General features: G+C 75.2%; 23 protein-coding genes. 15 read left to right on the forward strand and 8 right to left on the reverse strand.

The window, feature by feature from the left end; genetic code table 11:
* The first annotated feature begins 86 nt into the window (after window positions 1-86).
* The 6 genes from WCD74_RS09440 to WCD74_RS09465 all read left to right on the forward strand — a co-directional run bounded on the left by WCD74_RS09440 (window position 87) and on the right by WCD74_RS09465 (window position 8,863).
* A complete protein-coding gene (locus WCD74_RS09440) occupies window positions 87-677 on the forward strand; it encodes a hypothetical protein (RefSeq protein WP_337694585.1) in 591 nt (196 codons plus the stop codon).
* Window positions 678-1,062: 385 nt separating this feature from the next.
* A complete protein-coding gene (gene nrdR / locus WCD74_RS09445) occupies window positions 1,063-1,563 on the forward strand; it encodes a transcriptional regulator NrdR (protein ID WP_337694586.1) in 501 nt (166 codons plus the stop codon).
* Between the two features lie 62 nt (window positions 1,564-1,625).
* On the forward strand, window positions 1,626-4,475 hold the full coding sequence (locus tag WCD74_RS09450; protein ID WP_337694587.1) for a vitamin B12-dependent ribonucleotide reductase: 2,850 nt from the start codon (window positions 1,626-1,628) through the stop codon (window positions 4,473-4,475).
* Between the two features lie 63 nt (window positions 4,476-4,538).
* Window positions 4,539-7,727: an ATP-binding protein gene (locus WCD74_RS09455; RefSeq protein ID WP_337694588.1), complete on the forward strand. Its 3,189-nt coding sequence runs from the start codon at window positions 4,539-4,541 to the stop codon at window positions 7,725-7,727.
* Window positions 7,728-7,768: 41 nt separating this feature from the next.
* Complete coding sequence (locus WCD74_RS09460) at window positions 7,769-8,437, forward strand: hypothetical protein (RefSeq protein WP_337694589.1); 669 nt, start codon at window positions 7,769-7,771, stop codon at window positions 8,435-8,437.
* Window positions 8,438-8,476: 39 nt separating this feature from the next.
* On the forward strand, window positions 8,477-8,863 hold the full coding sequence (locus WCD74_RS09465; protein WP_337694590.1) for a nuclear transport factor 2 family protein: 387 nt from the start codon (window positions 8,477-8,479) through the stop codon (window positions 8,861-8,863).
* Here the strand turns inward: WCD74_RS09465 and WCD74_RS09470 are convergent, their stop codons facing one another.
* Genes WCD74_RS09470 through WCD74_RS09480 form a run of 3 tightly spaced genes read right to left on the reverse strand, consistent with a single transcriptional unit; the run spans window position 8,864 to window position 11,644 of the window.
* Window positions 8,864-9,808: an MBL fold metallo-hydrolase gene (locus WCD74_RS09470; protein WP_337694591.1), complete on the reverse strand. Its 945-nt coding sequence runs from the start codon at window positions 9,806-9,808 to the stop codon at window positions 8,864-8,866. It lies immediately after the preceding gene.
* Window positions 9,805-10,722 carry a fumarylacetoacetate hydrolase family protein gene (locus tag WCD74_RS09475; RefSeq protein ID WP_337694592.1) on the reverse strand — a complete coding sequence of 306 codons (918 nt, stop codon included), beginning with the start codon at window positions 10,720-10,722 and terminating at the stop codon, window positions 9,805-9,807. The genes WCD74_RS09470 and WCD74_RS09475 overlap by 4 nt, the downstream gene beginning before the upstream one ends.
* A gap of 49 nt (window positions 10,723-10,771) precedes the next feature.
* A complete protein-coding gene (locus WCD74_RS09480; RefSeq protein WP_337694593.1) occupies window positions 10,772-11,644 on the reverse strand; it encodes a LysR family transcriptional regulator in 873 nt (290 codons plus the stop codon).
* Window positions 11,645-11,760: 116 nt separating this feature from the next.
* Between WCD74_RS09480 and WCD74_RS09485 the strand changes: the two genes are divergently transcribed.
* Window positions 11,761-13,197 carry an amidohydrolase family protein gene (locus WCD74_RS09485; RefSeq protein ID WP_337694594.1) on the forward strand — a complete coding sequence of 479 codons (1,437 nt, stop codon included), beginning with the start codon at window positions 11,761-11,763 and terminating at the stop codon, window positions 13,195-13,197.
* A gap of 4 nt (window positions 13,198-13,201) precedes the next feature.
* Here WCD74_RS09485 and WCD74_RS09490 read toward each other — a convergent pair whose 3' ends face one another.
* Genes WCD74_RS09490 through WCD74_RS09500 form a run of 3 tightly spaced genes read right to left on the reverse strand, consistent with a single transcriptional unit; the run spans window position 13,202 to window position 16,046 of the window.
* Window positions 13,202-14,062 (reverse strand): ABC transporter permease, encoded by an 861-nt coding sequence (locus WCD74_RS09490; RefSeq protein ID WP_337694595.1) that lies wholly within the window; start codon window positions 14,060-14,062, stop codon window positions 13,202-13,204.
* Window positions 14,059-15,021: an ABC transporter ATP-binding protein gene (locus WCD74_RS09495; protein WP_337694596.1), complete on the reverse strand. Its 963-nt coding sequence runs from the start codon at window positions 15,019-15,021 to the stop codon at window positions 14,059-14,061. Before WCD74_RS09495 ends, WCD74_RS09490 begins: the two co-directional genes overlap by 4 nt.
* Window positions 15,018-16,046 (reverse strand): LolA family protein, encoded by a 1,029-nt coding sequence (locus WCD74_RS09500; protein ID WP_337694597.1) that lies wholly within the window; start codon window positions 16,044-16,046, stop codon window positions 15,018-15,020. Before WCD74_RS09500 ends, WCD74_RS09495 begins: the two co-directional genes overlap by 4 nt.
* 65 nt (window positions 16,047-16,111) lie before the next feature.
* Between WCD74_RS09500 and WCD74_RS09505 the strand changes: the two genes are divergently transcribed.
* The 4 genes from WCD74_RS09505 to WCD74_RS09520 are packed head-to-tail and all read left to right on the forward strand — an operon-like array spanning window position 16,112 to window position 19,932.
* Window positions 16,112-17,002 (forward strand): TIGR03621 family F420-dependent LLM class oxidoreductase, encoded by an 891-nt coding sequence (locus tag WCD74_RS09505; protein ID WP_337694598.1) that lies wholly within the window; start codon window positions 16,112-16,114, stop codon window positions 17,000-17,002.
* Window positions 17,003-17,037: 35 nt separating this feature from the next.
* Entirely contained in the window at window positions 17,038-17,706 is a 669-nt protein-coding gene (locus tag WCD74_RS09510; RefSeq protein WP_337694599.1) for a response regulator transcription factor, read from the forward strand.
* Window positions 17,703-19,010: a sensor histidine kinase gene (locus WCD74_RS09515; RefSeq protein ID WP_337694600.1), complete on the forward strand. Its 1,308-nt coding sequence runs from the start codon at window positions 17,703-17,705 to the stop codon at window positions 19,008-19,010. The genes WCD74_RS09510 and WCD74_RS09515 overlap by 4 nt, the downstream gene beginning before the upstream one ends.
* Before the next feature lie 16 nt (window positions 19,011-19,026).
* The gene (locus WCD74_RS09520; RefSeq protein ID WP_337694601.1) at window positions 19,027-19,932 is read left to right on the forward strand and encodes a molybdopterin-dependent oxidoreductase; all 906 of its coding nucleotides are present in this window, start codon (window positions 19,027-19,029) and stop codon (window positions 19,930-19,932) included.
* Here the strand turns inward: WCD74_RS09520 and WCD74_RS09525 are convergent.
* Complete coding sequence (locus WCD74_RS09525; protein WP_337694602.1) at window positions 19,929-20,636, reverse strand: TetR/AcrR family transcriptional regulator; 708 nt, start codon at window positions 20,634-20,636, stop codon at window positions 19,929-19,931. The genes WCD74_RS09520 and WCD74_RS09525 overlap by 4 nt on opposite strands.
* Before the next feature lie 31 nt (window positions 20,637-20,667).
* On the opposite strand from WCD74_RS09525, the gene WCD74_RS09530 reads away from it, so the two are divergent.
* From WCD74_RS09530 to WCD74_RS09545, 4 genes are read left to right on the forward strand one after another with little or no spacing between them, the layout of a single operon-like run.
* Complete coding sequence (locus WCD74_RS09530; protein ID WP_337694603.1) at window positions 20,668-21,066, forward strand: VOC family protein; 399 nt, start codon at window positions 20,668-20,670, stop codon at window positions 21,064-21,066.
* Window positions 21,063-21,569, forward strand: coding sequence for a GNAT family N-acetyltransferase (locus WCD74_RS09535; RefSeq protein WP_337694604.1), 507 nt, complete (start codon window positions 21,063-21,065; stop codon window positions 21,567-21,569). Before WCD74_RS09530 ends, WCD74_RS09535 begins: the two co-directional genes overlap by 4 nt.
* Window positions 21,566-22,318: a HipA family kinase gene (locus tag WCD74_RS09540; protein WP_337694605.1), complete on the forward strand. Its 753-nt coding sequence runs from the start codon at window positions 21,566-21,568 to the stop codon at window positions 22,316-22,318. The genes WCD74_RS09535 and WCD74_RS09540 overlap by 4 nt, the downstream gene beginning before the upstream one ends.
* Complete coding sequence (locus WCD74_RS09545) at window positions 22,315-22,677, forward strand: DUF3037 domain-containing protein (RefSeq protein WP_337694606.1); 363 nt, start codon at window positions 22,315-22,317, stop codon at window positions 22,675-22,677. The genes WCD74_RS09540 and WCD74_RS09545 overlap by 4 nt, the downstream gene beginning before the upstream one ends.
* 138 nt (window positions 22,678-22,815) lie before the next feature.
* Here the strand turns inward: WCD74_RS09545 and WCD74_RS09550 are convergent, their stop codons facing one another.
* A complete protein-coding gene (locus WCD74_RS09550; protein WP_337694607.1) occupies window positions 22,816-22,998 on the reverse strand; it encodes a hypothetical protein in 183 nt (60 codons plus the stop codon).

Raw genomic sequence — 22,998 nt, forward strand, 5'->3', positions numbered from 1 at the left:
GTCGGTCCGTCGACGTTGTCGGGGGTCGGTGCTAGACATCGCACAGGCGTTCGATCGAACGCGTGTGCGATGGAAGAAGGTGTCCGATGAGCTCTCCGACGCAGGAGCGGTCGAGGTCCGCGGTCGACGGGTCCGCGATCGTTCCCGAGCAGGTCGCGCGGGGTGTCGACGTCGGGTGGGGAGGCCGCGGGAGCGGTCGCGTCCGGCCCGCGGGTCGTCCCGCCACGGGGTCGCCGACGCGGCCCGCCGCGCGCCGGGACGCGTGCCGCCCCGCCGGCCGGCCGGCGGCCCTCGTGGTGCCGCCGGCCCCGCCGCTGCCCTCCGCCGGGCGGGTGAATCGCACCGATGTGATTCATGTCGCTCCCGCGCGTGTCGCGGTGCTGCGCCGGCGACGGGCCGTCGCGGTCGTCGTCCTCGCTGCCGTCCTGGTGGCCCTGCTGGCCCTCGCGGTCCGTCTCGGCGGGGAGGTGGCGGCGGACGTGCCGGGCGCCGAGCCGGTGCCCGCCGGCTCCACCGTCGCGGTCGTCGCACCGGGGGAGACGCTGCTCGAGGTCGCCGAGCGGGTGGCGCCGGGCGCCGACCCGGCCGCCGTGGCCGAGCGGATCCGTGAGGTGAACCGGCTGTCCTCGTCACTGGTCGCACCGGGCCGCCCGCTGGTGGTGCCGGCGGGCGGCTGAGCCTCCGGCGGGCCCACGGAGGTGCCGTCACCCGTCCGTGTGGAGCGAGACGCCGCCCGGCGCCGGACGAGGCCGTTCGTCGCGGGGATCCCCGGACCGCGTGATCCGGCTTGCCGTCGCTCCTGGGGTGTCGCTAGCGTCCCGCCCCAACATCTTGTGGTTACATGGATGTAGTTAGTCCACAGGTTGTGTGTACAGGCGGAGCGTTGTCCACAGGGTCCCGCACAGGATCCGGGCATCGGTCCACCGCGGTCGGTGGTTCGTCCACCGGCGGGCACCACCGGTCCACGGCCGGAGGCGCCCTCGTCCACAGCGGTGTCCCCAGGTCGGACGCGGGGAAGCCGTTCATCCACAGGTCGTGTCGGTCACGAGGAGGGAGACCGGGATGCGCTGCCCGTTCTGCCGCAACGACGACTCCCGGGTCGTCGACTCCCGTGAGGCCGACGAGGGCCAGGCGATCCGTCGCCGCCGCTCCTGCACGTCGTGCGGGAAGCGGTTCACCACCGTCGAGGAGGCCGTCCTCGCGGTGGTCAAGCGCAGCGGGGTCACCGAGCCGTTCAGCCGCGACAAGGTCGTGCGCGGGGTGGCCCGGGCCTGTCAGGGCCGTCCGGTCGACCCGGACGCGCTCGCGCTGCTGGCGCACAGGGTGGAGGAGACGGTCCGGGCGTCGGGCACGGCCGAGGTGCCGAGCCACGAGGTCGGGATGGCGATCCTGGGTCCGCTCCGCGAGCTCGACGCGGTGGCGTACCTGCGGTTCGCGAGCGTCTACCGGAACTTCTCCTGCGTGGCCGACTTCGAGGCCGAGATCGCGGACCTCCGGGAACGCACCACGGAGCACGACACAGTTGACGAGGACGACGGCCGGTTGACCGGCGCCGGTCGTTGAAGGTCGGGGACACGAGCACCGGAACGTGGGGAAGCGTCCCCGGTGCAGGAGGCGAGGAACGCATGACGGAGACCGTCGGGTCCGGCACGAGCACGAACGGGTCGGCGCCGGGCACCGTCGCCGGTCGCGGCCTGTCGATCGCGCGCGTCCACACCACCGAGGGGGTCCACCCCTACGACCAGGTGGAGTGGGAGCGCCGGGACGTCGTCATGACCAACTGGCGCGACGGCTCGGTGAACTTCGAGCAGCGCGGCGTCGAGTTCCCCTCGGCGTGGTCGGTCAACGCCACCAACATCGTCACGAGCAAGTACTTCCGCGGGGCGGTCGGCACCCCGCAGCGCGAGTCGAGCCTGCGCGAGCTGATCGACCGCGTGGTCCGCAGCTACACCGAGGCGGGCACGCGGCACGACTACTTCGCCACGCCGCGCGACGCGGAGGTCTTCTCCGACGAGCTGACCTGGATGCTGCTCAACCAGTACTTCAGCTTCAACTCGCCGGTCTGGTTCAACGTCGGCACCGCGTCGCCGCAGCAGGTCAGCGCCTGCTTCATCCTCTCCGTGGACGACACCATGGAGTCGATCCTGAACTGGTACCGCGAGGAGGGGCTGATCTTCAAGGGCGGCTCCGGCGCCGGCCTGAACCTCTCGCGCATCCGCTCCTCCAAGGAACTGCTGTCCTCCGGCGGCACCGCCTCGGGCCCGGTGTCGTTCATGCGCGGTGCCGACGCGTCGGCCGGCACCATCAAGTCCGGGGGCGCCACGCGGCGCGCCGCGAAGATGGTCGTGCTCGACGTCGACCACCCCGACATCGCGGAGTTCGTCGAGACCAAGCGCGCCGAGGAGCGGAAGATCCGCGTCCTGCGCGACGCCGGGTTCGACATGGACCTCGGCGGCGCCGACATCGCGTCCGTGCAGTACCAGAACGCGAACAACTCGGTGCGCGTCTCGGACGAGTTCATGCGCGCGGTCCAGTCGAACGGCGAGTTCGGGCTGCGGGCGCGGATGACCGGCGAGGTCATCGACTCCGTGGACGCGAAGGGCCTGTTCCGGCAGATGGCCGAGGCCGCGTGGGAGTGCGCCGACCCGGGCCTGCAGTACGACGACACGATCAACGACTGGCACACCTCGCCGGAGTCGGGGCGGATCACCGCGTCGAACCCGTGCTCGGAGTACCTGCACCTGGACAACTCCAGCTGCAACCTCGCGTCGCTGAACCTCATGAAGTTCCTCGGCGACGACGGCCGGTTCGACGTCGAGGGCTTCACGCGCTCGGTCGAGCTGATCATCACCGCGATGGACATCTCGATCTGCTTCGCCGACTTCCCGACCCCGGAGATCGGCGAGACCACGCGGGCCTTCCGCCAGCTGGGCATCGGGTACGCGAACCTCGGCGCGCTGCTGATGGCGACCGGCCACGCGTACGACTCCGCGGGCGGCCAGGCGCTCGCCGCGGCGATCACCTCGCTGATGACCGGCACCGCCTACCGGCGCTCCGCCGAGCTCGCCGGCGCGGTCGCGCCGTACGACGGGTACGCGCGCAACGCCGACGCCCACCGCCGCGTCATGCGCAAGCACGCCGCCGCGAACGACGCGATCCGCACGCTGCACCGCGAGGACGCCCGCATCCGCGACGCCGCGACCGCCCAGTGGCAGGACGGGCTGGAGATCGGCGCGCGGAACGGCTGGCGCAACGCCCAGGCCAGCGTGCTCGCCCCCACCGGGACCATCGGTTTCATGATGGACTGCGACACCACCGGGGTGGAGCCGGACTTCTCGCTGGTCAAGTTCAAGAAGCTGGTCGGCGGCGGCTCGATGCAGATCGTCAACCAGACGGTGCCGCGGGCGCTGGCTGCGCTCGGCTACCTGGGCGAGCAGATCGAGGCGATCGTCGAGTACATCGCCGAGCACGGGCACGTCGTGGACGCCCCGGGCCTGCGCCCGGAGCACTACGAGGTCTTCGACTGCGCGATGGGCGAGCGGGCCATCGCGCCGATGGGCCACGTGCGGATGATGGCCGCGGTCCAGCCGTTCATCTCCGGCGCGATCTCGAAGACGGTGAACATGCCCGAGCGGGCGACCGTCGAGGAGGTCGAGGAGATCTACTTCGAGGCCTGGAAGTCCGGCCTCAAGGCGCTGGCGATCTACCGCGACAACTGCAAGGTCGGACAGCCGCTGTCCACCGGGAAGTCCGGCGGCTCGACCACCGAGTCGAGCACCGGCGCCGAGGTGGCCACCACCGACCACCGTCCGGTCCGTAAGCGGCTGCCGAAGAAGCGGCCCAGCGAGACGGTGTCGTTCGCGGTCGCCGGCGCCGAGGGCTACATGACGGCGGGCTCCTACCCCGACGACGGCCTGGGCGAGATCTTCGTCAAGATGTCGAAGCAGGGCTCGACCCTGGCCGGGGTCATGGACGCGTTCTCGATGGCGATCTCCATCGCGCTGCAGTACGGGGTGCCGCTGGAGACCTACGTGTCGAAGTTCGTCAACATGCGCTTCGAGCCCGCAGGCATGACCGACGACCCCGACGTGCGGATGGCGACGAGCATCGTCGACTACCTGTTCCGCCGGATCGCCCTCGACCACCTGCCCTACGAGAAGCGGGCCCAGCTGGGCATCTTCTCCGCGGACGAGCGCACCGCGCAGGTCGCGAACGACTACGGGCAGGCCCCGGCCGCGCCGGTCGAGGTCGTGGAGGAGCTCCGCTCGACGGTCGACGCGCCCGTCGAGGCCCCGGCCGAGCCCGCCGGGACCCGCAAGGCGGACGTGTCGGTCGGCAGCTCCACCGAGCTGCTCGAACTGCAGCAGGGCAAGGCGGCCGACGCGCCGCTGTGCCTGACCTGCGGGACGAAGATGCGGCCCGCCGGGTCGTGCTACGTCTGCGAGGGCTGCGGCTCCACCAGCGGCTGCAGCTGAGTCCGCTCCCCGCGGTGGGGCGGGAGGGCCCGAGTCCCTCCCGCCCCGCCGTACCCTGATCACGTGCTCCGCGTCGACGTGTTCGGCGACGTCCGCGCCACGATCGACGGTCGGCCGCTGGACCTCGGCGGGCCCCGCCAGCGCGCCGTGCTCGGCATGCTGGTGGCCGCGCGCGGACGGATCGTGTCGACGGACCGCTTCGTGGAGGACCTGTGGTCCGGCGGGCCGCCGCCGAAGGCGCTCGGTGCGCTGCAGGCCTACGTCTCGCACCTGCGGCGCGTCCTCGAACCCGGCCGCGCCCCGCGCACACCCGCCACGGTGCTGGTGAGCGCCGCACCCGGCTACCGGCTCGCCCTCCCGGCCGAGCAGGTCGACGCCTGGGACGTCGTCCGGCTGGTTGACGCGGCACGCGCCGCCGCCGACCCCGCCGAGGCGCTGGCCCTGGCCCTCCGATCGCGCGAGGGCCGCTCCGAGACGCCGTTCTCCGCCTACGCCGACGAGTCCTGGGCGGCGGACGAGATCTCCCGGCTCGCTGAGGTCCACGCCACGGCCGCCGAGATCGCCGGGGCGGCGGCCCTCGAGCTCGGCCGTCCCGCCGAGGTCCTCGACGTCCTCGGCGGCCTCGTCCGCGCCGAACCACTGCGCGAGAGCGCGGCCGCGCTCCTCGCCCGGGCCCTGGCCGCCGCGGGCCGGCAGGGCGACGCGCTCACCGTGCTGCGTGAGGTCCGCGCCCGCCTCGCCGACGAGCTCGGGCTCGATCCGGGCCCGCCGTGGCATGCCGCCCAGGCGGCGATCCTCACTCCCGGGCCGGTCGCGGCGACGACGATCACGCCGCGACCGGCCCCACCCGTCGTCGAGACGCCCGACGACGGCTTCCTCGGTCGCGTCGACGAGCTCGCCCGCCTGCACCGGGCGCGGGAGGCGGAGCCCGGCCGGGCCGGCATCGTCTGGATCGCCGCCGAGGCCGGGGTCGGGAAGTCCGCCCTGGCCGAGCGGTTCGCCCGCGACGTGGCCGACGCCGGGTCGACCGTGCACCGTGCCCGCTGCCCCGAGGTGGACGGCGCGCCGCCCGGCTGGGCCTGGCGCGATCTCGTCGCCCGCGTCACCGGCAGCGCGCCGACCGCGTCCGACCCGTTCGGCCTGGCCACCGCCGTGGAGCACGCTCTCGGCGGGGACGCCGTCGTGATCTGCGAGGACGTCCACCGCGCGGACGGCGAGACCCTGCAGGTCCTGCGCCACCTGGTCGCGGGCGGGGACGCACCGGTCTTCGTCGTCGCCACCTACCGGGACGACGAGGTGCCCGACGACCTGCAGGCCACGCTCGCCCTGCTCGCCGCGCCCACCCGCGACCGCATCCACCTCCGGGGGCTCGACCCGGAGTCCGCCCGGCGGCTGCTGCGGCGCACCGCCGGCCGGGACGTCGCCGACCGCACCTGGCGGAGCCTGCTCGACCGGGCGGCCGGCAACGCCCTGTTCCTGCGCGAACTGGGCGGGCTGGTGCGCACCGAGGGGGACGAGGTCGCGACCCGCGAGCTCCCCGCCGGGGTCGGGGACGTCCTCGGGCGGCGGCTGGCCCGCCTGCCCGCCCGGGCGGTCGCCACCCTGACGCGGGCGGCGGTGCTCGGCCGGGACGTCGACGTGGACCTGATGCTCGAGGTGGACGCGCTGCGGGGGCCGCTGGCCGAGGAGGAGCTGCTGGACGACCTCGACACGGGGCTGGTCGCCGGCCTGCTGGAGAGCGACGGCCCGCTGCGCTTCGCCCACGCCCTGGTCCGCGACACGGTCGCGGCGCGGATGCCGCCGTTGCGGCGGGCCCGCCTGCACCGGGCGCTGCTCGACGCGCTCGAGAGCCGGCACCCGGAGCGGATCCACGCGCTCGCCCACCACGCCGAGCTCGCCCTGGACCGCGCCACCGCGGGCCGCGCCCTGCCCCACCTCGTCGCCGGCGCGGCGAGCGCGCACGAAGCCGGGGCGGTCGACGACGCGGTGCGCTGGTGGGGGGCCGCGCTGCGGGCGGTGGAGCTGGGCGCCGGGGACACGGCGGCGCGGCTGCGGGTCCACCGTGGGCTGGTCCGGTCGCTGGCCGCGTCGGGCGACCTCACCGGGGCGCTGTCCGAGCGGCACCGCGCGATCGCCGAGGCCCGGCGCACCGGCGACCCGGCGGACGAGGCGTGGGCGTGGAGCTGGGACGTCGTCGCGCTCTGGGCGACACGCCCGGCGCTGGACGAGCAGGACGCCGCGATCGCCCGCCTCCGGGAGCTCCTCGACCTCGTCGACCCGGCCGACCGCCGCCTGCGGGCCGAACTGCTCCTCGCCCTGGCCCACGAGTCGCAGCCGTGGCTGGTCGACCTGGGGCGCGCCGCCGGGGACGAGGCCCTCGTGCTGGCCCGCGACCTCGACGACCCCCGCCTGCTCTGCCGGGCGCTCGCCGTCGCCCACCTGCACACGTTCGCCGTCGCCGACCCCGACCACCAGCGCCGGGTCGGGGAGGAGATGCTCGCCGTCGCGACCCGGGCCCACCTCGGCGACCACCGGGCGCTGGCCCACCTCGTCCTCTCCGCGGCCGCCGTCGGGCGCGGCGACCTCGACGCCGCCCGCTCCCACCTCGACGGCGCCACCGCCACCGCCGGCGCCGGGCAGCTCCCGGTCCTCGCGCTGTCCGTCGCGGTGTTCGCGGCGACGCTCGACCTCGTCCACGGGCGCGTCGACGCCGCCCGCGCCGCGTTCGACGAGCTGACCGCCCGCATCACCGCCTCCGGGGACCCGAACGGCCCGGTCATCCGCGCGTGGGTGATGACGACGGTGGCGGCCGCCGCCGGCGACTGCTCCGTCGCCCTGGACGAGCTCGAGGCGATCGCGACGGCGGGTGGCGGCGGTTTCGTCGCCGTGCTGCGCGTGCTCGCCCTGCTCGACGCCGGGCGCGAGGAGGAGGCCCGCGCGCTGTGGCCGCTCCGGCCGTACCCGCGGGAGGCGACGTGGCTGCTGGAGACCGCGTTCCAGTGCCTGGCCGCCTGCCGGCTGGGTGACCACGCCGTCGTCCGCCGCACCCGCGAGGACCTGCGCCCCTGGGCGGGTCAGCTCGTGCGCACCGGCAACGGCCAGCTCGTGCTGGGTCCCGTGGACCTCGTCCTGGCCCGGGCCGCGGCCGCACTCGGGGACGACCCCCGGCCGCACGCGGAGCCGGCCGCGGCGCTCTCCCGCCGACTCGGCGCACCGCAGTGGCTCGCGGAGGCGCAGGGCCTGCTCGGCTGATCGCAAGTCGCTCGCAAGTGGCCCGGCGCAGGGTCCACCCCATGACCATCACCCATCGCCACCTGCTCACCCTCGGCGGCGCGGCCCTCGCCGCGTCCGGCATCACCGGCCTCGCCGGCGGGATGCTGCACCCCGTCGTCGACGGGCAGTCCCATTCCGCCGCGTCGATCACCTCGCCGGGCGGTCCACCGGCCTACCTGCTGCTCTACGGCGGCGCGATCCTGCTGATGCTCGGGCTGCCCGCCGTCACCGCGTGGCTCGCACCGCGCGTCGGGGTGCTGGGGGTGGCGGGCCTGACGCTGTACTTCGTCGGCAACGCGCTCTCCGCGCAGTCGCATCTGGTCGTCGAGGGCTTCGTCGCGCGCGACCTCCCCCAGGCGATTCCCGACGACGGGTCCATCGTCGCGTCGGGCTCCTTCGCGCTCCTGCAGACCGTCGGCGGGCTCGTGTTCGTCGCCGGGGTGCTGCTGACCGGGCTCGCACTGGTGCGCCGCTCGTCGGGGATCCCGTGGTGGGTCGGCGGGGCGTTCGTGCTGTCCGCGCTCGGCGTGCTGATCCCGTTGCCGGAGGCGCCCGTGCTCACGGGACTGCAGGTGGAGCTGTTCGAGGCGGTCGGCACCGTCGCGCTCGGCGTCCTCGCGATGCGCGCCGCCCGGTCGCCGGAGAAGCCGGCCACCCGCCGTCGGGAACCCGCCCTCGACCCCGCGTGAGGTGACGCGGACCCGCCGCGCGGGGCACGATTCCCGACCATGACCCCGACGACCGTGGCCCAGCGCGTCCTCGAGGCCCTCGCGGCCACCGACACCCCGGAGCCACCGGAGGACCTGTTCGCGGGCGGGTGCGTCACGTGGCATTCGTTCGACGAGGTCGAGGCGCCGACCGTGCCGGACACGTTCGCCACGCTGCGGACGATCCGGGCGGTCGTCGGGGACTTCACGATGAGCGAGGTCCGGGCGACGGGCGACGGCGAGGGCACCGGCGTCGCCCGCTACGTCCTCACCGGGACGTTGCCCGACGGGGCCCGGCTGCGGGCGCCGGCCGCGATGGTGATCCACGTGGCGGACGGCCGGGCGGTGCGCCTCGAGGAGTACGTGGACACCGCGCAGCTGGCGCCGCTGTTCGCCGCGCTGGGGTGATCACGCCAGGCAGGTCAGCGGGCGACCGCCGTTCCAGGTGACCATGTCGGTGAGCGCGGCCATGACGTCGATCGTGCCGCCGCGCTCGAGGCCGTCGAGCTCGGCGTAGGCCCGGTGCAGGTTGCCGACGATGCGTTCGGCGTCCGGCCAGTCGGCGAACCGGCCGAGGTCGGTGTCCTGCGCGGCGGCCAGCGGCGTCACGCCGGCCGCGCGGCCGCGTTCGGCCAGGTCGAGCACGAACCGCAGGTAGTCCAGCGTGGCGTCGAGCGGCGCGCGGTCGTGGAAGACCGGGCCGTGGCCGGGCACCGTCGTCGTCGCGCCGAGGGGCGCGACCACGTGCTCCAGGACGTCGATCGCGCCGGCCACCGACCCCATCAGCAGGAAAGGTGTCCCGCCGTTGAAGACGAGGTCGCCGCAGAACAGCGTCGACCGCTCGGGGAACCACACCAGGGAGTCGTTGGTGGTGTGCGCGGGTGTGCCCACGTGCAGCACGTCGGCCCGCAGGTCCCCGACGTGCAGCGCGACGCGGTCGGTGAAGGTGAGGAACGGCGGGTCCAGCGGCAGCGCGCCCCACTCCGGGTTCTCCCAGAACGGCAGCTCGCGCGGCGGGCCGAACGCGACCATCTCCTCGCGGGTGCGCTCGTGCGCGACGATCGTCGCGGTGTCGAACAGGGCGTTGCCCCACGTGTGGTCGCCGTGGTGGTGGGTGTTCACCAGGGTGCGCACCGGGGCGGACGAGACCGAGCGGATCGCGTCCAGGAACGCCCGGGTCCGCCGCTCGGTGGAGCACGAGTCCACGGCGACGACTCCCTGCGGCCCGACCGCGAAGCCGGTGTTGTTGATCCACCAGGTGCCGTCGGGCTGGATGTAGGCGTGGATCCCGTCGGACACCTCCTCGAGCCGCGGGGGGCCGGGCACGGTGATGTCGTGGGTGTGCGCACTCATGCGACGGGTTCCTTCCGCAGGGGCCGCACCGGGGCGCCGGCGACGACCGGGGCGTCGACGGCCCCGAGGCCCTCGACCTCGAGGTGGACCCGGTCACCCGGCGCCAACCACGGATAGGCGTCGGCGCCGTGGACGCGGGAGAGCTCGAGGATGCAGCCCGTGCCGACGGTGCCGCTGCCGATCAGGTCACCGGGAACCACGCGGGTCCCGCGCGACGCGTAGGCGATCATCTCGCCGAAGCTCCAGTACAGGGCGTCGAGCCGGCCGGCGCTGTAGGGCGTGCCGTTGACCGCGGCGTTCATCGCGGCGGCCACGGGCAGCTCGTCGGGGGTGAGCATCCACGGCCCGCAGCTCGACGCGGTGTCCTTGCCCTTGGCCGGGCCGAGGTTGAGCTTCATCTCCTCGCCCTGCAGGTCGCGGGCGCTCCAGTCGCAGAACAGCACGTAGCCGGCGATGTGGTCGACCGCCTCGTCGGGGGAGAGGTCGGCCCCCTCGCGGCCGATCACCGCGGCGACCTCGAGCTCGTAGTCGAACGCGGCGCTGCCGGGCGGCACCGGCACGGGCTCGTGCGGGCCGCGCAGCGACGCCGGGTTGGTGAAGTAGAAGACCGGCTGGCGGTACCAGAGCGGGTCGACGGTGAGCCCGATTGCGGCGCTCGCGGTCACCACGTGCTCCTCGAAGGCCATGAAGTCCCGGATCGACGGTGGCCGTGGGACCGGGGGCAGCAGGGTCACGGTGGCCGGGTCGACCGCCGGCCCGGCGAGCGCCTCCTCCCCGGCCGCGCGCAGCCGCCCGCCGTCGTCACCCAGCAGGTCGATCAGTGCGGTGCCCGCGGGCGCCGGGTGCAGGTCCTCGCCCTGCCACACCGCCGTCCGCACGGTGCCGTCCGCCTCGCGGTAGGTGCTCCAGCGCATCCAGGCTCCCCTCGTCGGGCTCCCAGCGTGTCCGGGTCGTCGGCCGGGATCATGGGCCGGAACGGTTGAGATCCGCCACGGCGCGGGCGGCGGCCCGGAACACCGCGACCGCCTCCCGCCGGTCGGAGGGTCGGCTCGCGACCGCGACGTGCGCGGGCGGGCCCGCGAGCGGGACGTAGCGGACCCCGGGGTGCGGGAAGAAGCGTCGGGCCGGCTCGGCGTGCAGGCCGACCCACCCGGTCGTCGCGACCGCCGTCGCCACCCCGGAGGGCGAGCGGACCGACACGCGACCGCGTCCCCCGCGGCGGTCGCCCCACGCGGCCAGGCCCGGGCCCTCGCCGACCGGCGAGACCAGCGGGCGGGCGTCGACGTCGGCCTCGGCGAGCCGGTCCGCGTCCGCCAGCTCGGAACCCACCGGCACGACGGCGACCCGGTCCGTGACGAGCACCCGGTCCAGCTCCAGGTCGTCCGCGCCGCCGACGTCGTGGGCGAGGGCGAGGTCGACCTCCCCGGTGCGGACGGCGTCGTACTGGTCGGCCCAGGTCAGCTCGACCACGTCCAGCGCGAGGTCCGGGCAGCGCCGCTCGACGAGGTCGCGGACGTCGGGCCACAGGTCGGCCAGCCCGAAGCCGAGCACCCCGATCCGCAGGACGCCGGGGATCGCGGGCGGCGCGTCGACGGCGCCGACCAGCGCGTCCAGCTCCGCCAGGACCGACCGGGCCCGCGGGAGGAACCGCTCGCCGGCCGCGGTGAGGGCGACCCGGCGGCTGGTGCGCGCGAACAGCGGCGTCCCGAGCTCGCGTTCGAGGGCCTGGATGCGTCGGCCGAACGGCTGCGCCGCGATGAAGTGGCGCTGCGCCGCGCGCCCGAAGTGCAGCGTGTCGGCGAGCGTGACCGCGTAGCGCAGGGCCCGGACGTCCATGTCCCACCACCTCACCGCGATGCTACGACGGCCGGGGCCCCCGATCGGAACCACAACGGGACATGTTCCCCACGCCGCCGGCCCGCAGGCTCCTCGCCGAACCCGAGGAGGCACTCATGGCACGCACCCTGATCCGCGGCGGACACGTCCTGACGATGGACCCCGCGCTCGGCGACCTCGCGACCGGCGACGTGCTCGTCGAGGACGGCGTCATCGCTGCGGTCGCCCCGTCGCTGCCCGCCGACGACGCCGAGGTGATCGACGCGACCGGCCACCTCGTGCTGCCGGGCCTGATCGACACCCACCGGCACACGTGGCAGTCGCTGGTGCGCGGGATCTGCGGCGACTGGACGCTCGGCGACTACTACTTCGGCATCCGGCTCGGGATCTCGCCCGCCTACACCGCCGACGACGTCCGCCTCGGACAGCGGGTCGGCGCGCTCGACGCCCTGAACGCCGGCGTGACGACGCTGCTGGACTTCTCGCACTGCAACAACACGCCCGACCACAGCGACGCCGCCGTCCTCGGGCTGCAGGACACCGGCATCCGGGCCGCCTTCTGCTACGGCTTCTTCGAGAGCTCCCCGGAGGCCAGCCGCTTCGGCGAGCACGACGCGCGCCTCGCGGACTTCCACCGGATCGCGGAGGAGTACTTCGGCTCGTCCGACCAACGGCTCACCCTCGGCGTCTCGCTGTCCGAGCTGTTCGGCCTGCCGTGGGACCGGACGGTCGCCGAGCTCGCGGCCGCCCGCGAGCGGCGCGCGCTCGTCGTCAACCACACCGGCTGCGTGTGGGGCAGCGTCCTGACCGGCGGGATCGCCGAGCTGGACGCGGCCGGCCTGTTGGGGCCGGACATCGTCCACGTGCACTGCAACACCCTCGACGACGCCGAGTGGGACGCGCTGGTCCGCAGCGGCGGCAAGGTGTCGATCTCCGTGGAGACCGAGCTGAACATGGGCATGGGACGCCCGGTGTTCGAGCGCTGCCGGCGGCACGGCCTGGCGCCGACGCTGTCCGCCGACGTCATCTCGCTGAACTCCGGCGACCTCTGGCACGAGATGCGCTTCGGGCTGGGCCTCACGCGCTGGGAGGCGACCGAGCCGGTGAACCGCGCGGGCGCCATGCCGGAGCAGGTCACGACGCTCGCGCAGGAGGCGCTGCGCTGGACCACGGTGAACGCCGCCGACGCGCTCGGCCTCGGTGACCGGATCGGCTCGCTCACCCCGGGCAAGCGGGCCGACCTGCAGCTCGTCGGCGGCGGCGCGCTCGAGCAGCACCCCCGCGTCGACCCGTACGCGACCCTGCTCTTCCAGACGACGGCCGCCGACGTCGCGACCGTGCTCGTCGACGGCCGCGTCGTGAAGCGCGACGGCGTGCTCACCGGTGTCGACCTGCCGACGCTCACCGCGGAGGCCGACACCGCCGCCGAGGCGATCCTCGGCCGCGTCCGGGACGCGGGCCGGGAGCTGCCCGGCACCCCGCCCGGCGCGTTCGAGGCGCTGGAGCCGATCGCGCGCGGCTTCCACGCCGAGGCGCAGGAGGCCGTGCGGTAGCGGCTCAGGCGTCCCGGCGCCGGAGCCGCACCACGGTCACCGTCATCCCGACGACGACGTAGACCAGGGCCCGCAGCGACGACGAGGCGAGCCCGTCGAGGGGGAGCGGGTCGCGCAGGACGTCGGTGCCGGCGGTCAGTCCGGTGGTGAGCAGCAGCGGCTGCATCCAGTCCAGCGCCGGGATCGCCGACAGCACACCGAAGACGATCATCCCGCCGAGCACGGAGGTGAGGACGACGAGCGGGTGCTCGGTCAGCGTGGAGATCGCCAGGGCCACGGCACCGACGGCGAGCAGCTGCCCGACCGTCCACACCGCGACCAGCGCGATCCGCCCCAGCGCCTCGCCGAACCCCAGCGTCGTCCCGGACAGCGTGATCAGCGAGCCCGGCCCGCCGACGACGACCGTCCCGGCCACCATCCCGACCACCGCGATGATCACGACGGCGAGCACGGCCACCGTCACGACCCCGGCGGACTTCATGACGACGAGCCGCATCCGCCCGACCGGCGCGATGAGCAGTCCGCGCAGCGTGCCGGTGGCGGCCTCGCCGGCGACCGCGTCGGCCGCGGCGGACGCCACGGCCAGCGGCAGGAGCAGCGTCAGGGCCAGCCCGAGCGCGACCACCGGGAGCACGAAGCCGTTGCCCGCGACCTGCGCGATCAGCCCCGGGCCCCGCCCGGACTCCGGGGCGCCCGCCGCCGCGATCCCGATGGCGACCGCGATCGGGATCAGGGCGAGCAGGGCCAGCACCACGAGGGTGCGCGGGCGGCGCAGGACCCACCGCAGCTCGGCGGCCACCAGGCGGCCCAGGGGAGCGTGGGACCGCGTGGCGGCCCGGGAGTCGACCGCGATCGTGCTGGTCACGCGTCCTCCTCGGTCAGGCGGGCGAACAGCTCCTCCAGGTGGGCGCGGTCCCGGCGGACCTCCCACACCCCGACGCCGGCGCGCACCAGCGCGGCCACGACCTCGGGCGGCGACAGCGACCCACCCGGCACGACGAGCCCGCCGTCGCGCAGGTAGGCGCCCGCGCCCTCGCCGCGCAGGGCGACGATGCCGGCGGCCGGGTCGTCGGTGGTGATCACCAGCTCGCCCGCCCCCGCGTCGAGCAGCGACGACAGCTCGCCGGAGACCAGCAGCGACCCGCGCTGCAGGACCGCGACGTGGCTGCACACCGCCTCGACCTCGGCGAGCAGGTGCGAGGACAGCAGCACCGTGGTGCCGGCCTCGTGCAGCTCGGCGACCACCCGCCGGACGTCGCGCGTCCCGGCCGGGTCGAGGCCGTTGGTGGGCTCGTCGAGCACGACGAGCTTCCGCGGCACCAGCAGCGCGGCGGCCAGGCCGAGGCGCTGCTTCATCCCGAGCGAGTAGCCGCGGTAGCGACGCCTCGCCGCGTCGGCGAGCCCGACCCGCTCCAGCGCGGCGTCGACCGGCCGGCGCGGGTCGCCCTCGAGCCGGGGCTCCGTGGCGGCGGCGCGCAGCAGGTTGTCGCGCCCGGAGAGGAACGGGTGGAAGCCCGGTCCCTCGACGAGGGCGCCGACGTCGGGCAGGGCGGCGGTGAGGTCACCGTCGCGGCCCAGCAGCTCGACCCGGCCCGCGGTGGGGCGGGTCAGGCCCAGCAGCATCCGGATCAGCGTCGTCTTGCCCGACCCGTTCGGCCCGAGCATCCCGAGCACCGCGCCCGCCGGGATGTCCAGGTCCACGCCGTCGACGGCGACCACCGACCCGAAGGTCTTGCGCAGGTCGCGGAGCCGCGCGGCCGGCGCCGCCCCGCCGTCCGGAAGGGACTCCTTCCCGACGGCGGGTTCGGTCGTCGCCGCGGTCATCGCGCGAGGGCCTCGGTGAGCACCTGCTCGGGCACGGCACCGGCGGCGAGGCGGCCGTCGTCGGTGACGATGGCGGTGCCGACGGCGGTCGAGATCAGCCGGCCGCTGCCCCAGGGGCCGCTCACCGGCGAGCCGAGGGCGTTCAGGTCCGGCGCGCCCTCGGGGCGCTGCTGCTCCTGGCCGGGCTGCTGCGCCGGGCGTTGCGCGACGATCACGCGGTCCCAGCCGTCGCCGACGGTGCGGCTGCCGGGCGGCGGGCCCTGGCGGTCGTCCGGGCGACCCTCGCGGGCCGGGGCGTCCTTCACGGTGGTGCCGGGCGGCGGGGTGAAGGTGAACAGCGACGGGTCCTGCGGCCCGAAGGTCACGTCGTCGAACCCGACCTGCAGGGCCGGCGTGGCGGAGCCGGTCGCCAGGACCGTCAGCTGCAGCGGGATGCGCTTCTCGGCGTCGACCGCGACCCGGACCTCGCGCAGCAGCGTGCGCTCGGAGGCCTGCGGGGTGAGGACGAGCTGGTAGGCGGGCCGCCCGGCGACCTCGGCGGTGCCGTCGACCGCGACCTGGCTGGTCCTGCGGAGCTCGCCGATCATCTGCGTCGCCGCGCCGGCCGGGTCGCTCTGCGGGTCCTTCTGCTCCGGAGCGCCCCCGGTGGAGCGGGTGGCGGTGCGCTCGGTCGCGTCGTAGGCCCACCGCGTGGTGCCGTCGGAGACCAGCGTCTTCTCGCCCTCGCCGGAGGGGAGCGCGACCCGCCCCTTCCCGTCACCGCCGGACCAGATGCGCGCGGACTGCGAGCCGTTGCCGAGTTGCGGCGCGCCCGGCAGCGCCGGCAGCCCGAGCTCGTTGTCGATGCCGACGGTGCCGTTGAACGGCCCCGGCTGCGCGGTCATCACGGAGGCGACGAGGTCCTCCGGACTCACCGGCGGCAGCTGCGGCTGTGCCGCGGCCGTCCCGCCGATCCCCACGACCCCGGCGGCGACGGCCCCGGCCGCCACCACCGCTCCTGCTGCCCCGACCCATCTGCGCCTCATGGACACCATCCTGCGGCGGTCGTCCTGAGACGTTCACAGGTGCGCGACCTGCCACCCTCGGCGTCATGGAGTCCCTGGAATTCGGCGTCAACCTGTTCTCGTGCCCGCCGCCGGCGGAGTTCGCGGAGCTCGTCCGCCGCGTGGACGCCCTCGGCGTCGACGTGCTCGCGGCGCCGGACCACCTCGGGGCCGCCTCCCCGTTCGCCGTGCTGGTCGCCGCGGGCGGGGTCTCCGACCGGCTGCGCCTGCGCACGTACGTGCTCAACGCGGGCTTCTGGAACGCCGCCCTGCTCGCCCGGGAGGTGGCGACGGCGGACGTCCTGACCGGTGGGCGGATCGAGGTGGGGATCGGGGCCGGCCACATGCGCAGCGAGCACGACGACGCCGGCCTGCCCTGGCACGACCACGCCGGGCGGGTGGCCGCGATGACCGACCTGGTGGCCGACCTGCGCCGCCGGCTCGCCGACCCCGCGATGGCGCCGCGGCCCGTGCAGGAACCGGTGCCGGTGATGATCGGAGCGATGTCGGAGCGGGCGCTCGACGTCGCCGCGCGGGAGGCGGAGATCGTCGGCCTCGCGGGACTGCGCCAGGTGCGGGGACAGCGGATGGGCACGTTCACCGTCGTCTCCGCGGAGGAGACCGACCGGCGGGTGGCCGAGGTCCGCGAGCGCGCCGCCGGCCGGTCGTACCGCACCGACCTCCTGCTGCAGAACGTCGTCGTCGACCGGGAGCCCGAGGCGGCGGCCCGGGAGTTCGCCGCGGCCGTCGGGGACCGGATCACCGTGGCGGAGCTGCTCGACACGCCCTTCGTGCTGTTCGCCCCGTCCGCGGCGGAGGCGGCCGAGGAACTGGAACGTCGGCGGGTCCGCTACGGCCTGACGTCCGTCACCACGCACGAACCGTCGATGACCGCGCTCGGCGAGGTCCTCGCCGCCCACCGGTCCGGGGCGAGCTGAGAGGTCCACAGCGGATCCGGACTACGGTCGCGCCCGTGCCGCGCGTGCTGGTGGTCGACGACGAGCCCGGGGTGCGGGCTGCGCTGTCGCGAGGCCTGGGCGCCGAGGGCATGGACGTCGTTGCGGTCGGCGACGGTCCGACCGGGCTCGCGGAGGCCGCGACGGGCCGGTTCGACGCGGTGGTGCTCGACATCGTGATGCCGGGGCTGTCCGGCTACCGGGTCCTGGAGCGGCTGCGCGCGCAGGGCGTGGAGACGCCGGTGCTGCTGCTGTCGGCCAAGGACGGCGAGGTCGACCAGGCCGACGGGCTCGACCTCGGTGCCGACGGCTACCTGGTCAAGCCGTTCTCCTTCGTCGTGCTGGTCGCGCAGCTGCGGGCGATGCTGCGCCGGCGGGGGCCCGCCGCTCCGGTACTCGTGCGCGGCCCGCTGCGGATCGAGGAGCACGGCGCCACGTGGCACGACCGCGAGCTGGCGCTGGCCCCGCGGGAGCTCGCGGTGCTGCACGCGCTGGCGGAGCGGCCCGGCGCCGTCGTCACGAAGGACGACCTGCTCAGCTCCGTCTGGGGCGACGGGGCCGCGGCCCGCAACGTCGTCGAGGTGTACGTGGGCTACCTGCGGCGCAAGCTCGCGGCGGTCGGGGCGGACGGCCTCGTCGTCACCGAGCGCGGCCGCGGGTACCGGGTGGACCTGCCGTCGTCGTGAGCGCCTGGTGGGCCCGGCGGGCGCTGCGGACCCGGATCGCGCTGGGGGTCGGGCTGGTGGCGCTCGTCGTGCTGCTCGCGCTGTCGCGGCTCGGGGCCGGGCTGCTGCTCGACGCCGTGGTCGAGGCCGGCGACGGCGAGCTGCGGGACCGGGCGGTCGCGGCTCGTCAGGCGGTGGTCGACGGCGGGCCGGTGCCGGGCGGGCTGCGGGTGACCGACGTGGCCGGGACACCGGTGGACGGCCGCGGGCCGGTCCCGCTGGCCGAGCCCGCGGTCCGGGCGCTGGGGAGCGGCGAGCCGGTCACCGTCACCGGGCCGGGCGAACCGCGGCGGTGGGTGGCGGTCGCGGTGACGCTGCCCGACGGCTCACCCCGTCTGGTCCTCGCGTCGCGGGACCTCGTCGGGGCGGCCGCCCTGCTCGGCGGAGCGGCCGGCTGGTTCGTCCCCGCGATCGTGGTGGCCGCCGTCGTGCTGGCCGGCGCCGCCTGGCTCGCTGCGGGCGCCGCGCTGCGCCCGGTAGGCCGGCTCCGCGCGGCGGCCGCCGCGACGGGGGAGGGGGAGCGCCTGCCGGTGCCGCCGTCGCGCGACGAGCTGGCCGCGCTCGCCGTCGAGATCAACGCCCTGCTCGAGCGCCGCGACGACGCCGCCGACCGCCTCCGTCGCTTCTCCGACGACGCCGCCCACGAGCTGCGCTCGCCGATCGCCTCACTGCGCGCGACCGCCGACGTCGCCGTCGCCTACCCCTCCCCGGGGACCACCGACGACGACCGCGAGGCCTGGCGGACCGTGGCCCGGGACGCCGAGCGACTGTCCGGCCTGGTCACCGACCTGCTCGCCCTCGCCCGCGCCGACGGCGGGCAGCGGGCGCCGGCGGGATCGGTCGACCTGGCGGCGGCGGTGGTCGAGGCGGTCGGGCGGCTCGACGACGAGGGGCCCGTGGTGACGACGTGGACGCCGGTGGCGGTGCACGCCGCCGCGACGGCGGCCGAGGTCGGGCTGGTGCTGGACAACCTCCTCGGCAACGCCCGCAAGCACGCCCGGTCGGTGGTGCACGTGTCCGCCGTCCCGGCCGGGGCGTGGGTGCGACTGCTGGTCGACGACGACGGGCCCGGCATCCCGGAGGCCGAACGGTCGCGCGTGTTCGACCGGTTCACCCGCGTCGAGGCGGCCGCCGGCACCACCGGCTCGGGGCTGGGCCTGGCGCTCGTCGCGCGGCTGGTCGAGGGCCGCGGCGGGTCCGTCCGCGCGACCGGCTCGCCGGACGGCGGTGCCCGGCTCGCCGTGCGCTGGCCCGCGGCGCCGTGAGCCCTACGCTCGACGAGTGCGCGCGACGATGGACCCGGTGGGCGCGGTGCGGCGCCTCGTCCCGCCGGAGCGCCTGACCGAGCGCGTCACCGGTCCCGACGACGCCTTCGTCATCGCCCACTTCGGCCTCGCGCGCCCCGAACCGGACCGACCCGTCGTCGTGAACGGCCTGGTCGAGCGCGAGGTCACGCTGCACCCGGACGAGGTCCGCGCCCTGCCGGCGCACCGCGTGGAGTCCGTCCACGAGTGCTTCGGCAACCCGCTGACACCGGGCGAGCGGGTGCGGCGCGTCGCGAACCTGGTGTGGACCGGGGCGCGGCTGCGCGACGTCCTCGACCTGGCCGGCGTGCGCCCGGAGGCCACCACGCTGTGGGCGCGGGGCGCCGACCACGGGGAGTTCGGCGGGGTCGCGAGCCCGGACTACCTCAAGGACCTGCCGCTCGACGACGTCGGAGACCGCGCCCTCGTCGCGTACTCCTGCCACGACGCGCCCATGACGAGCGAGCGGGGCGGTCCGCTGCGCCTCGTCGTGCCCGGGTACTTCGGGACGAACTCGGTCAAGTGGCTGACCGACCTGACGCTCGCCGATCACCGCCCGGAGCACCTGTTCACCACGCGGCTCTACCTGCGTCCCGGTCCGGACGGCCGGTCGGTGCCGGTCCGGGAGCTCGACGTCTCGTCGGTGGTCACCGGGGTGTCCGACGGCGAGGCGCGGGGCTGGGCCTGGAGCTCGACGCCGGTCGTGGAGGTCGTGGTCGAGGCCGACGGCGAGCCGGTCCCGGCCGAGCTCGAGGCCGCCCGCGGCCGGGCGTGGCAGGGGTTCCGGGCGCGGGTGGGGGCGGCCCGCACGGTGACCGCCCGCGCCACGGACGCGGCCGGCCGCACGCAGCCGCTCTCCGGGGCGCGGAACGCGGTCCGTTAACCGTCGATCAGCGCCGCCAGGCCGTCCAGGACCCGCGCCGTGCCGAACCGCCACGCGTGCTCCGGGTGCCGGGCGCTGCGCTGGGCCTCACCCGCCGCGGTGCCCACCCGCGACGCCAACGGGTACGACGACGGGTCCAGCACCTGCGCGAGCGCCGGCCCGGCGGTCGCCCACCAGGCCTCGTCGGTCTCCGGGGACGAGCGCGCCTCACTCCGCGCCGCGGCCCGCACGAAGTCGAGGACGAAGGTCAGCGCGGCGTCGCGGTCGACGTCGGACAGGCCGCAGTCGTCGAACGCGGCCAGCTCGTGCTCGTACTTCGCGATCGTGCCCGGCCCGAGGGCGGGGCGGCCCGGCTCGAACGACGTCAGCCACGGGTGCGCCCGGTAGAGCGTGCGGTTGTCCTCCATGACGGCGAGCACGCGGTCGCGCCACGGGCCGGAGTTCCCAGCCCGATCCATCGTCAGGAACGCCGCGTCCTCCAGGAGCTCGAGCAGCTCCGCGCGGCCGGGCACGTAGGTGTAGAGCGTCATCGGCGCGACGCCGAGTTCGCCCGCCAGCGCGCGCATCGTCAGCGGTTCCAGCCCGGACGCGTCGGCGAGGCGGGTCGCCGCCTCCACCACGACGTCGATCGTCAGGCCCCGCGAGGGCCCGCGGCGGGGTGGGGGTGCTGTCCGCCAGAGCAGGGAAATCACGTCGACGCTCACGTCGTACATCATACGGTGTACGCTGTATGGAGTGCGCATCACCGACACCGCCGTGAGCCTCGTCGTCCCCGACCCGGCCGCGTCCGCCCGCTTCCTCGTCGACCACTACGGCTTCGCGGAGGTGATGAGCGCGCCGGGCTTCTCGTCGCTGGCCCGGGAGGACGCCGGCGTCCACGTCGTCTACCTCGCGCCGGGCCTCGAGACCATGCCGCCCGAGCAGCGCGACGTGCTCGCGCAGGGGCTGATCCTCGCGTTCGTCGTCGAGGACCTGGAGGGCGAGCTGGCCCGGCTGCAGTCCGGGGGCGTCGAGATCACGATGCCGCTGACGGTCGAGGAGTGGGGTGAGCGGGCGTTCCAGACCCGCGACCCCAACGGCGTGGTGGTCCAGCTCGTGGACTGGAACGGGCCGGGTGCCACGATGGCGGGATGACCGTCCCGACGATCACGCTCCACGAGACCCGTCCCGACGTCGAGCCCGGCCTGGGCGCGCTGCGGGGCTACCTCAGGGACATCCTCGGGCGCTTCGAGGGCCGGCCGGGCACCGACGACGACGTCGGCGCGTTCATGGCCGAGTACCCCGACGACGAGGGCCTGGTCCCGCCCCAGGGGGTCTTCCTGCTCGCGACCGACGCCGAGGGCGCGGTGCTCGGCTGCGTCGGCCTGCGTCACCGGGGCCCGGATGTGCCTCTCGACGCGGCCGAGGTCAAGCGGATGTGGACCGCCCCGGCCGCGCGCGGGCTCGGCGTCGGGAAGATGCTGCTGGCCGAGGTGACGCGGCGGGCGCGGGACGCCGGGCGCTCGCGGCTGGTGCTCGACACGCGGGCGGACCTCCTGGAGGCGCGCACGCTCTACGAGCGGGCGGGCTTCGTCGAGACCGAGTCGTACAACGAGAACCGGCACGCCCAGGTCTGGTACGCGCTGGACCTGCGGTGAAGCGGGTCACCGCGACCCGCTACGTCACGCCGCTGCGCGAGGGCGGCTCGCTGCCCGGGCTGGTGGAGGCCGACGACCTCGGCACCTACGTCGTCAAGTTCACCGGCGCCGGGCAGGGCGTCAAGGCGCTCATCGCGGAGATCGTCGCGGGCGGGATCGGCCGGGCGCTGGGACTGCGCGTGCCGGAGCTCGTGCTGGTCGATCTGGACCCGGTGGTCGCGCAGTCCGAGCCGGACTGGGAGGTCCAGGAGCTGCTCGCCCGCTCCGGCGGCACGAACCTCGGGATGGACTTCCTGCCGGGTGCGATCGGGTTCGACCCGGTGGCGCACGCGGTCGCCGCCGAGGAGGCCGCGCGGGTGGTGTGGTTCGACGCGTTCGTCGAGAACGTCGACCGCTCCTGGCGCAACCCGAACCTGCTGCGCTGGCACCGGGAACTGTGGTGCATCGACCACGGCGCCTGCCTGTACTTCCACCACTCCTGGGCCCGGGCCGCGTCGGTGGTCACGCGGCCGTACGACGTGTCCGACCACGTGCTCCTGCCCTTCACGACGGCGGATGCGCGTTCGTTGGCCGACCGGGAGCTCTCGGCGCTCGTGACCCGGGACGTGCTGACGGAAGTCGTCGCGGAGGTGCCGGACGACTGGCTGGTCGGCGGGTTCGACGCGGACTTCCCGACGGCCGCCGGAGCGCGCGCGGCGTACGTGGAGCACCTGTTGGCGCGGGTGGGGGATCGGTCGTGGGCGCCATGAACACCTACGAATGGGCGCCGCTGCGGGTGGTGCCGCGGGTCGACCGGGGCGAGTGCGTCAACGTCGGCGTGCTGCTCTACTGCCGGCACGTCGTGGTGCTGACGATGCGGCTGGCGCTGGACGTGGAGCGGTTGGCGGCGGTGTTCCCGGAGCTGGACGTCGACGAGGTGGCCCAGGCCGTGCGGGCGTGGCCGCGGGTCGTCGCGGGGGAGGGCCCGGCGGGCGTGCTGTCACCGGGGGAGCGGTTTCGCTGGCTCACGGCGCCGCGCTCCACCGTCGTGCAGGCGGGGCCGGTGCACACCGGGCTCACGGCCGACCCGGAGGCCGAGGTGGACCGCCTCCTGTCGCGCCTGGTGTAGCCCTGGAGTGTCAGCACTGCGGCCATGCCGACACTGGACGTCACAATCGCCGCAGGTACGACTCACACCGCGGTCAGGGCGTCCGGTGCCTGTCTCTGGAGCAGGCCGATACGGCATCCGTGTCGAGGACGACGATGCTCACGAACGGCGGCGCGACGCGTAGAGATCGCGCAGGAACTTCTCGTACTCCTCATCGGAGGTGAAGGCGTCCTCCGGGGCCAATTCGTCGGCCGAAGCCACCGGCTTCACTCCCTGCCGGCGGATGAGTTCCTCGGTCGGGACGTGGTCGTCGCTGCGCCTGGGTCCCGATGTGCTGAACAT

Origin of the sequence: Actinomycetospora aurantiaca (assembly GCF_037401875.1) — a bacterium.
Classification (GTDB): Bacteria; Actinomycetota; Actinomycetes; order Mycobacteriales; family Pseudonocardiaceae; genus Actinomycetospora; species Actinomycetospora aurantiaca.

Excerpts from the sequence above, each read along its gene's own strand:
- WCD74_RS09440 (WP_337694585.1), top strand. The coding sequence starts at position 87 with ATGAGCTCTCCGACGCAGGAGCGGTCGAGGTCCGCGGTCGACGGGTCC.
- nrdR (WP_337694586.1), top strand. The coding sequence starts at position 1,063 with ATGCGCTGCCCGTTCTGCCGCAACGACGACTCCCGGGTCGTCGACTCC.
- WCD74_RS09450 (WP_337694587.1), top strand. The coding sequence starts at position 1,626 with ATGACGGAGACCGTCGGGTCCGGCACGAGCACGAACGGGTCGGCGCCG.
- WCD74_RS09460 (WP_337694589.1), top strand. The coding sequence starts at position 7,769 with ATGACCATCACCCATCGCCACCTGCTCACCCTCGGCGGCGCGGCCCTC.
- WCD74_RS09465 (WP_337694590.1), top strand. The coding sequence starts at position 8,477 with ATGACCCCGACGACCGTGGCCCAGCGCGTCCTCGAGGCCCTCGCGGCC.
- WCD74_RS09470 (WP_337694591.1), bottom strand. The coding sequence starts at position 9,808 with ATGAGTGCGCACACCCACGACATCACCGTGCCCGGCCCCCCGCGGCTC.
- WCD74_RS09475 (WP_337694592.1), bottom strand. The coding sequence starts at position 10,722 with ATGCGCTGGAGCACCTACCGCGAGGCGGACGGCACCGTGCGGACGGCG.
- WCD74_RS09480 (WP_337694593.1), bottom strand. The coding sequence starts at position 11,644 with ATGGACGTCCGGGCCCTGCGCTACGCGGTCACGCTCGCCGACACGCTG.
- WCD74_RS09485 (WP_337694594.1), top strand. The coding sequence starts at position 11,761 with ATGGCACGCACCCTGATCCGCGGCGGACACGTCCTGACGATGGACCCC.
- WCD74_RS09495 (WP_337694596.1), bottom strand. The coding sequence starts at position 15,021 with ATGACCGCGGCGACGACCGAACCCGCCGTCGGGAAGGAGTCCCTTCCG.
- WCD74_RS09500 (WP_337694597.1), bottom strand. The coding sequence starts at position 16,046 with ATGAGGCGCAGATGGGTCGGGGCAGCAGGAGCGGTGGTGGCGGCCGGG.
- WCD74_RS09505 (WP_337694598.1), top strand. The coding sequence starts at position 16,112 with ATGGAGTCCCTGGAATTCGGCGTCAACCTGTTCTCGTGCCCGCCGCCG.
- WCD74_RS09535 (WP_337694604.1), top strand. The coding sequence starts at position 21,063 with ATGACCGTCCCGACGATCACGCTCCACGAGACCCGTCCCGACGTCGAG.
- WCD74_RS09545 (WP_337694606.1), top strand. The coding sequence starts at position 22,315 with ATGAACACCTACGAATGGGCGCCGCTGCGGGTGGTGCCGCGGGTCGAC.
- WCD74_RS09550 (WP_337694607.1), bottom strand. The coding sequence starts at position 22,998 with ATGTTCAGCACATCGGGACCCAGGCGCAGCGACGACCACGTCCCGACC.